The sequence below is a fragment of the Gemmatimonadota bacterium genome (genome assembly GCA_026706345.1).
In the GTDB taxonomy this organism is placed as follows: Bacteria; JAAXHH01; JAAXHH01; order JAAXHH01; family JAAXHH01; genus JAAXHH01.
Genome location: JAPOYX010000120.1, coordinates 1 through 3,144, shown reverse-complemented (window position 1 = coordinate 3,144; position 3,144 = coordinate 1). Strand labels below are relative to the sequence as shown.

Sequence of the window (3,144 nt, the reverse complement as noted above, 5' to 3'; positions counted from 1 at the left end):
ATGACGATGCCGGCAGTTCGATCATCGGCTCGGACATTGCCAACTGGGGGTCCGGTTGGACGGTCGGGCTGGACAACTAGCAATGGCAAGGAAACATTGCCGGTTGACAACCATTCCGGCGTCGATGCTGGTACTGGGGCTGCTGACAGGCTGGGGGAGCCTGGCCGCGGAGGAGGCGGGAGGCGAAGAAGAGCCGCCGGCCGCTGTCGCCGCGGCGAGCCGGGGAGTCGAGGAGGTCGTGGTGATCGGCACCTTCATTCCGGACGAGAAGCGCACGACTTCGGAAGTTTCCAATGTCCTCGACACCGAGGCGCTGGAGCTTCTCGCCGACACCAGCGTCGGCGATGCCTTGTCACGGATAACGGGCCTCAGCCTGGTGGGCGGCAAGTACGTCTACGTGCGGGGCCTGGGGGAACGCTACTCATCGACCCTGCTGGACGGCGCCCGCATCTCCTCCCCGGTGCCGTTCCAGAAGACGGTACCGCTGGATATCGTGCCCAACAGCATCGTGCGCAGCCTGCTGGTGCAGAAGACCTTCTCGCCGGAATACCCGGGCGACTTCAGCGGCGGCGTGGTCATGATTCGCACCAAGGCAACGCCTGAAGAGAATTACCTTTCCGCCAAGGTGCAGATCGGAGGCAACTCGGAGACCACCGGCGGCGACGGGCTCTCCTACCGGGGCGGCGGCCGCGACAACTGGGGATTCGACGACGGCACGCGTAACATTCCCGACAACATCAAGCTGATTTCAAGTGAAGCGTTCGAGGCAACGCCCTGGCCCGAGAGCGCAGGCCTCGGCGCCAGCTTCTACAACTTCTGGCACATCCGCGAGAAGGACAGGCTGAAGCCCAACTACACCGGCGAGGGGGAGATGGGTTACCGGTACGACTTCGACAACGGTGCGTCGGTCGGCCTGCTCGCGGCGGGCAAATACAGCAATGACTACAACAACCGTGACAAGGACTACCGGCGCTATGAGTTCACGGGCGTTGACGGGGGCAGTACCCAGACCGTCGACTACCGGCAGTTCACCACGCGCCACACCATCAACTGGAGCGGCTTTCTCAACCTGGGCATCGAATTCAACAACGATCATTCCATCCAGCTCTCCCAGGTGATCCTGCGCCAGGCCGACGACGAGACACAGCGGTTCCGGGGCCTGTCCAGCGAGGACGATGTCACCACAGGCACCCGGGTGGTGAGCTACCGGCTGCAATGGACGGAGAACTACATCCGTTCCACCCGGCTCAAGGGCGAGCACTACTTCGATGCCGGCACCTTCGACCAGTTGTCCGTCAACTGGCGGGCCATCGACGGCGCAGCCACCCGGGATGCCCCGGACACCCGAACCTATACCTATGCCAACAATTTCGCCGGGCTCGAGGAAGTGGTCACGCCGAACCGGCAGGCGGCCGGCGACCTGCGCGACGTATTCCAGGCCCCTGACCGGGTGTTCTCGAAACTCCGGGACGAGATCGAGGAGTTCGGCGTCGACATCGCGCTGCCGCTGATGCTCGGCGCGGTTGAAATGGAGATCAAGGCAGGCTGGTCGGACTATCAGCGGGTGCGCTCAAGCCGCGACCGCTTTTTCCGCTTCGACCTGACGCCGCAGGCGCCCCCCTACGTTGCGCTCATGACGCCGGAACAGCTTTTCGGCATCGACAACTGGAGCAAGGGCTGGCTCGATGCGCGCGACTTCTCCGCAGGCGCCGCAAATGCTGCGGGCATCTTCCCGTTCGCCACATCGGGCGAGGAAACCAGTTCCTTCTACGGGGGAATGGACGCCCAGTTCACGCCGCGCATCCGGGCGGCGGTGGGGCTACGCTACGAGGAGACGACCCTGTTCGCCGACGCCTTCGGCGGCAACATCGGGGAAGGCACCGACAACGCGGTCAGCCAGGACTACAAGGACACCCTGCCCGCCGCATCCCTGACCTTCGAGTTCGTCAACGACCTGCAGCTCCGATTGGCCTATTCCAAGACGGTCAACCGGCCGAGCCTGCTGGAAATCACCGGTACGACCATTCGCAACCCCGAAGACTCCAACCTGTACCGCGGTAACGTGTTCCTGGAGCCGGCCAGGCTCGACAACTACGACGCCCGCCTCGAATGGTATTTCGGCGCCGCCGACAGCCTTTCCGTGGGTGTTTTCAGGAAGGAATTCAAAAACCCCATCGAGATCGGCAAGGTCCAGGCGCAGAACGACATCTTTACCTGGTTCAACGGCGAAGAGGCGACGCTCGAAGGGGCGGAAATCGAGTTGCGCAAGGATCTGCCCCTCGATGAGTGGTTCGGTTGGGGCGAGGCCTGGAACCACTTCGCGCTGAACGCGAACTTCTCCCTGATCGACTCGCAGGTAACCCTGTTCGGCGAGGGCGAATCGCCGCGCGACGTGCCCGTGACCGGCTCCCGGCAGATCGCGCGACTGTACGAGAACGAACGGGAGATCAGCGGCCAGTCCGACATGCTCGGCAACCTGATCCTCACTTACGCAAACTACAACGCGGGCATCGAGGGCTCGCTGGCCTACAACTACACGGGCGAGCGGATCATTCTGGTGGGCGCCGAGAACGCGCCGAACATCATCGAGGAAGCCCGCGGCCAGCTCGATTTCCTGGCGCGCTACACCTTCTACCTCTACGACACCCATCTCGAACTCGAACTCAAGGTCAAGAACATCCTCGACGACAAAGTCGACTGGACCCAGGGCGCCCTGCCCTATGAAAGTTACGACGCGGGCATAACCTACAGTCTTGGCCTCAAGGCGACTATCTAGGGGCGCTGCTTCGGTGGTGCGCATGCGGTTGCGCGCTGTCGAAATCGGACTTGCAACGCTTCCCGAATAGTACTAAATTTAGTTCTAAGTACGTTATTTGGTACTTTCACAAGGATTGAGTCATCCAAGTCCCGAAACCTCTATTCTTGAAATTCGATTCTCAATTCGAAAACCAACCGAACCGGTAATCTTGCTCATGAATGCTCACAAATTGGTAACAGTATCTCGGCTCAAGCAGTCTCCAGCACGTGTGATGGAAGAGGCCAGTCAAACCGGCAAGCCGGTCGGAATCCTCAGGAACAACGAGTTGCAGGGCTTCTACGTCCCCAACGAAGCCTTCGAGTTGATAGTCGCGGACCCTGTTGAAG

1 protein-coding gene is annotated in these 3,144 nt (G+C 61.4%); it reads left to right on the top strand.

The genetic code is table 11. The features are described from left to right. The first annotated feature begins 103 nt into the window (after positions 1 to 103). The gene (locus OXG98_08035; protein MCY3771953.1) at positions 104 to 2,776 is read left to right on the top strand and encodes a TonB-dependent receptor; all 2,673 of its coding nucleotides are present in this window, start codon (positions 104 to 106) and stop codon (positions 2,774 to 2,776) included. Positions 2,777 to 3,144 lie beyond the last annotated feature (368 nt).